At 64.9% G+C, this 8,268-nt stretch carries 5 protein-coding genes; 2 read left to right on the forward strand and 3 right to left on the reverse strand.

Going from position 1 to position 8,268, the window contains the following annotated elements; translation table 11 throughout:
- Positions 1 to 106 precede the first annotated feature (106 nt).
- Positions 107 to 1,402, forward strand: a complete 1,296-nt coding sequence (locus tag ACSYG9_RS04265) for a trypsin-like serine protease (RefSeq protein ID WP_440125965.1) — start codon at positions 107 to 109, stop codon at positions 1,400 to 1,402.
- Between the two features lie 421 nt (positions 1,403 to 1,823).
- Here the strand turns inward: ACSYG9_RS04265 and ACSYG9_RS04270 are convergent, their stop codons facing one another.
- Entirely contained in the window at positions 1,824 to 2,516 is a 693-nt protein-coding gene (locus ACSYG9_RS04270) for an ammonium transporter (RefSeq protein ID WP_440125966.1), read from the reverse strand.
- A gap of 410 nt (positions 2,517 to 2,926) precedes the next feature.
- Here ACSYG9_RS04270 and ACSYG9_RS04275 point away from each other — a divergent pair, with 410 nt between their 5' ends.
- The gene (locus ACSYG9_RS04275) at positions 2,927 to 6,058 is read left to right on the forward strand and encodes a (Fe-S)-binding protein (RefSeq protein WP_454841291.1); all 3,132 of its coding nucleotides are present in this window, start codon (positions 2,927 to 2,929) and stop codon (positions 6,056 to 6,058) included.
- Positions 6,059 to 6,117: 59 nt separating this feature from the next.
- On the opposite strand, the gene ACSYG9_RS04280 is transcribed toward ACSYG9_RS04275, so the two are convergent.
- Together ACSYG9_RS04280 and ACSYG9_RS04285 are read right to left on the reverse strand one after the other, a co-directional pair.
- Entirely contained in the window at positions 6,118 to 7,089 is a 972-nt protein-coding gene (locus ACSYG9_RS04280) for a hypothetical protein (RefSeq protein ID WP_454841292.1), read from the reverse strand.
- A gap of 168 nt (positions 7,090 to 7,257) precedes the next feature.
- Positions 7,258 to 8,250 carry an alpha/beta hydrolase gene (locus tag ACSYG9_RS04285; protein WP_454841293.1) on the reverse strand — a complete coding sequence of 331 codons (993 nt, stop codon included), beginning with the start codon at positions 8,248 to 8,250 and terminating at the stop codon, positions 7,258 to 7,260.
- Between the last annotated feature and the right edge of the window lie 18 nt (positions 8,251 to 8,268).

An 8,268-nucleotide genomic window follows, 5' to 3' on the forward strand; every position in this document is an offset into this window, starting at 1 on the left:
CCGGCGATCCGCGCCGGTTGCCGCCCTCAGCCCATAGAATCGTGTCGCCGATCCGCTCCGATCGGCCTCTCCACGTCACGCGTGGAGGTCACTGAGAAAGGTATCCATGCGACGCTCCTTCGCACGTCGGGCGGCCGTCCTCGGCTCGGCTGCTGCACTGTTCATCGGACCTGCTGCGCTGGTAGCCCAGGCCGACCCGGCTCCCGCTCAGACCGCGGACCTGCCCGCCGAACTCGTCGAAGCGTTGGATCGAGATCTTCAGATCAGCCCTGAGCGATTCCTGCAGGACGCCGCGCGCAGCCAGGACCTCGCACGGTTCGCAGAGACGGCACGCGAGCAGTTCGCGGCCGTGTTCGCCGGTGTGTGGCTCGACGACCACGGCACGCCCACCGTCGGGCTCGCAGACGGCGAGCAGTTCGATGAGGCGCGCACCTCCGCCGAGGACGCCGGGTTCGCCGTGCAGCGCACCGAAGACAGCGAGAACGCCCTCAACGACGAACTGAAGGCCCTCAACGACTGGCTCGAAACGCAGCCGCCTGCCATCGCCGATGTGGTTCGCGGTGTTGCCATCGACGTCATCAACAACGACGTCATCGTGCGCGCCGAGAACGTCGCCGGGCTGGAACTGCCGGAGTTCCTCTCGGGTGTGCGGGTGCTGTTCGCTCCGGCCGACCTCACCCCGCAGCCTGCCGCAGACCTGCATCCCGTGGCAGGCACGGCCGCACCCGACGCGCTGCTCGGCGGCGACGCGTACGCCTCGCTCGGACAGGGAACGGGCCTGCGTTGCTCGCTCGGTTTCAACGCTGAGGACCGCCGCGGTCCCGTCAACATCACCGCGGGTCACTGCGATCCCAACCGTGCTCAGGCAGGCACCCAGTGGGCGTCCGATGTGTACCAGCTCAACGGTGAGGCGCTCGGTCAGCACCTCGGCAAGTTCGAGAAGACCAGCCTGGACGACAGCGATTACGCGATCATCCGCCCGACCGGAGAGGCAGAAGGCCGGTTCGAGAACAACGGCGTCCGCGTGCCCGGTGCGGCTCCCCTGCCGATCACCGGCACCGCCGACCCGATCGTCGGCACACCCGTCTGCAAGTCCGGTCTGCGTACCGGCTACAGCTGCGGCCTCGTGACCGCGACGAGCCAGAACGTCGAGATCGGCCATCGCATCCTGCAGAACGGCTTCTCGACGAACCTGTGCGCACTCCAGGGCGACAGCGGCGGCACCCTCGTCACCGGCACCCTCGCCATGGGTATCTCGAGCGCCTCGAACGTCGGCCAGTACGGCATGTGCGAGATCGCGACCATCGTCAGCGGTCTGCTGGGAGAAACCCCCGAACTGTTCGCGACGCCGATCAACTCGATCCTCGCCGAGAACCCGGGACTGACGCTCCGCACCAGCTAGTCCCTCACGTAACCGCGTAAGCATCAGTGCCCGCCTTCCACACGGAAGGCGGGCACCGATGTTTTCTGACGCCGCTTTCCGCCTGCATATTCGCTCGGCCAGACGGGGATGCGGGTGGGGCCGGGACGTCGGGGTGACGGGTGCGGAGTGTCGACGCGGCATCAAGATCGAACCGGGTTACGCTCGGAAATCTCGTTCGGCCGCAAAACGAACGATGGGGATGTTCCCGCATCGGCGGCGGATCATAGGGAGGACGCGTAAATGTTCGGATCACTCACGGGAAGCGTTGAGGTGCTGACGGGGAGCCCTCAGTTCTGGTGGAATCTGATTGCGGCGCTTGTTCTGAGTTGACGTCCCTTCAGCAATGACTTCGGCCCCACCACCCATTCCGGGTAGCGGGGCCGAAGTGTAAAGCTAGCTGTCAGTTAGCCCACTGTGTGGTGCCAGGAGCTGCCGTGAGATCCTGCACCAGTCCGATTCCCGCAATAACTGCGGCCGGTCCGCCGGTCACGAACGCTCCGATCGTGCCACCGGTCGCAGCACCTGCGCCGCAACCCAGGATGGTGCCAGCACCGGGAACAATCGAGCCCGGGATCGCACCCACAATGCAACCGATAATCGCGCCTGCAACAGTACCGATTGCGGTGGCGACACCGAGCTGCGAGACGAAGTTCTGCTGAGCCTTGAGGTTCTCCTCGGGCGATGCAACGTCCGTCACCTTGAGCGCAACCGGCGTAATACCCGTAGCGACCTTGTCCTCGGGAGCAACCGGGGTTGCCTGCGTCAGATCAGTGGTCGGGGTCAGGGTGAGAGTCTTGCCGTCCTCGCTGATCTCACGCTCGAAGGGCAGCTGCAGATCACCGAGCTGAATAGCGAGCGGCAGGCTCATGACCGTGTTGCCGTCGTCATCCTTGAGCTCAACACTCGTGCCGTCGCCCGAGACCTGGAAGGCGCCGGCGTCGATAACGGTCACGACCGAGTCGTCCTCGCCGCGCACCTCGTAGTTGATCTTGTCTTCACCCTGGGCCGCCGGGGCCGCGTAGGAGGTTCCGGCCGTGATTCCCATAGCGGCGATGGTCATCGTCGCTACGGCGGCAAGCTTCCTGAGCTTCATGTGTTTCCGTTCTGTGACATGGCGCACGCCCCGAGGACGCCCCCAATTTTCCCTGTAAGCGTGAGACTTTCGAACCCCCGACGTTCGTTCTTTTTGTCCGAAAGTCACGTCCGGATCGAAATCATAACCGACGCCATGACAATTTGTTATCCCGGTAACGCCTGATAGATGCCGAATCGTGCCCTGAAGCGTTCCCGCGCCGTATATCGAGCGTGGCGCGGTAAGGGCAGCCTGGCTCGTTTTGACGAATTACTCGTCTATACGGTGACTGCCGCACAGGCTCTCAGCACCGCAACGCCTAGTTACTCACGAGTAGACTCGCTCTAGTTACCAGCGGGTAACTTAGCGTGCGTTACGATGCGGAGGCTTATACCAGGCGGGCTGTCCGCCCCCGACACGAAAGGCCACGTATGAATGCCCTGACGATCACGTTGGGCACGATCGGCGTGCTGCTCAGCCTCGTGTGTTGGTTCGCGTTCATCAGCGGTGCGTGGAAGATGGTCAGCGCGATCCGGATCGGCCAACCGGCCCCGGATCGCTGGCGTCCGTTCTTCCCGCGTTTCAAGCAGATGCTCGTCGAGTTCATCGCGCACACGAAGATGACCAAGTTCCGTACCGTCGGCTGGGCGCACTGGCTGGTCATGGTCGGCTTCATGCTCGGCGCAATCGTTTGGTTCGAGGCCTACGGCCAGACGTTCAACCCCGAGTTCCACTGGCCGATCATCGGCAACACCGCCGTCTACCACTTCATGGACGAGGTGCTCGGCCTCGGCACAGTGATCGGCATCGTCGTGTTGATCATCATCCGCCAGTTGAACCATCCGCGTCAGCCCGGACGGATGTCCCGGTTCAGCGGCTCGGATTTCAAGGCCGCTTACTTCGTCGAAGCGGTCGTCCTCATCGAGGGCCTCGGCATGATCTTCGTGAAGGCAGGCAAGATCGCCACCTACGGCGGTGGCCACATGTCGACCGACTTCTTCACGATGAATCTTGCGAAGCTTCTGCCTGCAAGCCCCGAAATGGTGTCGGTCTTCGCGTTCATCAAGTTGATGTCCGGCATGGTGTGGCTCTACATCGTCGGCCGCAACATCACGTGGGGCGTTGCGTGGCACCGTTTCGCCGCGTTCTTCAACATCTACTTCAAGCGTGAGGACGACGGCGGCGTGGCCCTCGGTGCCGCGAAGCCCATGATGAGCAAGGGCAAGGCCCTCACCATGGAGAACGTCGACCCCGACACCGACACGCTAGGCGCCGGACGCATCGAGGACTTCTCGTGGAAGGGCTGGCTGGACTTCAGCACCTGCACCGAATGTGGCCGCTGCCAGTCGCAGTGCCCCGCCTGGAACACCGGTAAGCCGCTGTCGCCGAAGCTGCTCATCATGTCGCTGCGCGACCACGGCAACGCCAAGGCCCCGTACCTGCTGGCCGGTGGCCGCACGGACATGGGCGGCGACGAGGTCGGTCTCGTCGACAGCGAAGGCAATGTCAACGAAGCTGCACTCGCAAAGATCCCCGAAGCGGCGCGCGCCGAAGCGGGCCGCAAGCTCGTCGGCGAATCGGCCGAGCTCGTCGAGGCCGGCGAACTCGCCCCCGTCATCGACACCGAGACGTTGTGGAGCTGCACGAACTGTGGCGCGTGCGTCGAGCAGTGCCCCGTGGATATCGAGCACGTCGACCACATCATCGACATGCGTCGCTACCAGGTGCTCATCGAATCGGACTTCCCGTCCGAGCTCGCAGGTCTGTTCAAGAACCTCGAGAACAAGGGCAACCCCTGGGGTCAGAATTCCAAGGACCGTCTCAACTGGATCAACGAGATGGACTTCGAGATCCCGGTCTTCGGTCAGGACGCCGACAGCTTCGACGGCTACGAGTACCTCTTCTGGGTCGGCTGCGCCGGCGCCTACGAGGACCGCGCCAAGAAGACGACGAAGGCCGTCGCCGAACTGCTCGCCACCGCGGGAACCAAGTTCATGGTCCTCGGCGCAGACGAGACCTGCACCGGCGACTCGGCTCGCCGTGCGGGTAACGAGTTCCTGTTCCAGCAGCTCGCGCAGCAGAACATCGAGGTCCTCGACGGCGTGTTCGAGGGTGTCGAGCCGAGTAAGCGCAAGATCGTCGTGACCTGCGCTCACTGCTTCAACGCGCTGAACAACGAGTACCCCGAGGTCGGTGGCAACTACGAGGTCGTCCACCACACTCAGCTGCTCAACCGCCTGGTGCGGGCGAAGAAGCTGGTCCAGGTCGCGCCTGTCAGCGAGGACGTCACCTACCACGACCCGTGCTTCCTCGGTCGTCACAACAAGGTGTACAACGCTCCACGTGAGCTCATGGCGGCGTCGGGCGCAAAACTCGTCGAGATGCCTCGCCACGGTGAGCGGTCGATGTGCTGTGGCGCCGGCGGTGCCCGCATGTGGATGGAAGAGCGGATCGGTAAGCGCATCAACGTCGACCGTGTCGACGAAGCACTGAGCACCGATCCCAAGAAGATCGCAACCGGCTGCCCGTTCTGCCGCGTGATGCTCACGGACGGTGTCACCGCGCGTCAGGAAGAGGGCAAGGGCGAGGGTGTCGAGGTCGTCGACGTCGCGCAGCTGATGCTCGAGTCGATCTCACGCATCGAGGCGGACAAGCTCACGGAAAACCTGAAGGTGATCCAAGAGCCGAAGACCCCGGTCGAGGCCGAGGCCGTCGCCGAAGCCGTCGAGGAAGAGCGCGTCGAAGAAGTCGTGGAAGCTGCGGCGACCCCCGCGGCGCCCAAGACGACGGGCGCACCGAAGGCCGGCGGTCTGCAGATGAAGGGCGGACTCAAGGGCCCCGGCGCCAAGAAGGCCGCGGCGCCTGCCGCCGCTGCTCCTGCCGAAGCCGCTGAGGCTCCGAAGGCCAAGCCCGGCGGCTTGCAGATGAAGGGTGGACTCAAGGGCCCCGGCGCCAAGAAGACGGCCGCTGCTCCGGCAGCACCTGCCGCTGCTGCTCCCGCTGCCGAGTCTGCGTCGGCCGAAGCCCCTGCCGTCCCGAAGGCCAAGCCCGGCGGACTGCAGATGAAGGGTGGACTCAAGGGACCGGGCGCCAAGAAGGCAGCTGCGCCCGCAGCAGCCGCGCCCGCAGCTGAGCCTGCCGAGGCGTCTGCACCTGCCACCGAGTCGGCACCTCCGACCGCCAAGCCCGGTGGTCTGCAGCTCAAGAGCGGGCTCAAGGGCCCCGGCGCCAAGAAGGCAGCTGCTCCGGCAGCAGCGCCTGCACCCGAGGCTGCTCCTGAAGCTGCGGTTTCAGAGGCTCCTGCCGAAGCGCCGAAGGAGACCGCGATCCCGAAGGCGAAGCCCGGTGGATTGCAGCTCAAGAGCGGGCTCAAGGGCCCCGGCCCGAAGAAGGCCGCACCGGCAGCAGCACCGGCGACGGAGTCGGCTCCTGCTCCGGAGGCTGCGCCTGAGCCCTCCGCCGAGCCCGAGGCGAAGCCCGTATCGGAGGCACCGGCTCCGCCGAAGGCGAAGCCCGGCGGACTGCAGATCAAGGGTGGACCCAAGCCACCCGGCCGTAAGTAGGTAAGCAACCAAGAAGTGAGGCTCGCAACGCTGGTGGTCAACCATCGGCGTTGCGAGCCTCACTTCTGTGTTGTGAGCCTTCGAACCTTGAACGTTCCCGTCGGCCCGCTCCCCCGCTGCGCCAACGCGATCGCCCCGCGAATCTTCGCCGCGACCGCACCGGGCGTTTCGACGTCGCCCCATGTCCACCGCACCACGACCCAGCCTGCGTGACGGAGTCGGTCCTCGCGCAACTTTTCTCGATAGACGACATCCTCGGCGTCAGTTGTGGCCACGCCGTCGCGTCGGTACTTGATCCGCCCGCCGAACTCACCGATCACGCCGTGGTCCGGGAGCAGGAAGTCGACGCGAGCCAACCAACGACCGGTCGCGTCGAACACGTCGACTTGTTCCAGGGGTATCGGCAATTGTTCACCGATCATCAACACACGACTGCGCGACTCACCCACGCTGTCGCTTCGGTCGCTCATAAGACGCACTGCCCGCAACATGCGAGGACGGCCAGAACGACTTCCCATCTTTCCGACCTCACGCTCCAGTTCGCCGATCTCCGTGAGTCTCTGACGCAAGGCCTGGTCGCCGAGCGCCACCACATGCTCCAGTGGCTCCGACGCCGCAAGATCGAGGATGCTGCGCGACACGGCCAGAACCCGTACGCCGTGGCTCTCCCTCACCTCACGCTCATCCACCCTTGCCGCGTGCATCACGCGCCTGTCAGAAGTCCTGCTTCCACTCGCCCGGTCACGGGTCAGGTGAACGGCGGCGAGCGAGATGCGCCAAGGACGCAACCCGTGCAGCACTGCAGCCGATACGTGGCTGAGGGCGGCGTCCGGTGCTGCCATCTGCGCCACGGCACGTGCATGAAATGCATGGCGGCCGTATTCGTCGGCGGCGTCGTAGTCTTGGCGGGGAAGGAAGACCCCGGCAGTCAACCGCACCCACCGTCCACTCGAGACGAAGCCGCGTATCTCTCCCGGGGTGTAGCCGAGCGCGAGGGCGTCGCTGCGTCGGATGAGTGGCACATATCCCATGCGAACAGCGTCGCGTACCGATAGAGCCGGGTACCGCGAATGCCCCGTGCCGGAACACATCTGTGGATGAATCGATTGCCTGTGGATGAAGAACTGCGAAGCGAGAGCAGCCCGAACGTAGGTTGACAGCCCTCCTGCTGGGCCAGCCGTAGGAGGTTCCGCTGCGTTCTACAACTCCATCGACTCCGCCAGCTGCGGCCAGGAACGCTGAAGCTCGTCCTCCCAGTACCCCCACGAGTGCGTACCGTCGGGCCGGAAGTGGAAGGTCGCGGGGATGTCGAGTTCCTCCAACCGTTCCTGGAGTCGATGCGTGCAGATATTCGTGGCGGCCTCGATCACGCCGCCGACCACGACCTGGTCGAGCAGCGGCGGCGACTGCGGCGTCCGCGGTAGTTCCGGATTCTCGTACGGGCCGGGCAGACCCGTTCCGTTCGAGATGTAGAGCGAGAGGCCGCGTAGGCCTTCCGCGTTGACGGTCGGGTCGTGCGCGACCCAGCCTTCTCCGTCGTACGGCCCCCACATGTTCGTCGCGTCGGTCTCCCCCATCCCCTCGATCACCGACCGCAGATAGGTCTGCCCAAGCGGGTCGCTGGTCTGCGCGCACCCGCTGTACGATGCCACGCCGCGGTAGAGATCCGGAGCATGGATCGCCAGCGAGAGCACCGACGTTGCGGCCATCGACAGGCCCGCGATCGCGTTCACACCCGTGGTGCCCAGAGCGTCGTCGATCACCGGGGGCAACTCCTCCGTCAGGAACGTCTGCCACTTGGCCACTCCGACGACCGGATCTTCTTCGATCCAGTCGGTGTAGTAAGTGAACATTCCCTCGGCCGGGATCACGACGTTGACATTCTTATCTGCGAGGAAGTCGAGGATCTCGGTCTGGTTGAGCCAGTTCGCGCCATCCTCGCCGCCGCCGGCACCGTTCAGCAGGTACAGCGTCGGGCGCGGAACAGAAGTATCTGCAGGCTTGATGACCTGCAGAGGAATGTTCCTGCCCATCGACGGCGAGTACACATACATGTCCGAGTTGCGGTCGTCGACCTGCTCGATGCGATCCACGTGAGGCGCGGGGGCCGCGACGGCGGGCATGGCAGGCACCGCGAAGGTGAACACGACCGCGGCGCACAACGCGGCTCCACGCAGGACGTATTTGGTCATGTGGCGGTTCCGGCCCTG

This window comes from Rhodococcus sp. SJ-2, from assembly GCF_053750035.1.

What these genes read in the sequence shown, in the direction of transcription:
- ACSYG9_RS04265 (WP_440125965.1), top strand. Translation starts at nt 107, where the DNA reads ATGCGACGCTCCTTCGCACGTCGGGCGGCCGTCCTCGGCTCGGCTGCT.
- ACSYG9_RS04270 (WP_440125966.1), bottom strand. Translation starts at nt 2,516, where the DNA reads ATGAAGCTCAGGAAGCTTGCCGCCGTAGCGACGATGACCATCGCCGCT.
- ACSYG9_RS04280 (WP_454841292.1), bottom strand. Translation starts at nt 7,089, where the DNA reads ATGGGATATGTGCCACTCATCCGACGCAGCGACGCCCTCGCGCTCGGC.
- ACSYG9_RS04285 (WP_454841293.1), bottom strand. Translation starts at nt 8,250, where the DNA reads ATGACCAAATACGTCCTGCGTGGAGCCGCGTTGTGCGCCGCGGTCGTG.
- ACSYG9_RS04275 (WP_454841291.1), top strand. Translation starts at nt 2,927, where the DNA reads ATGAATGCCCTGACGATCACGTTGGGCACGATCGGCGTGCTGCTCAGC.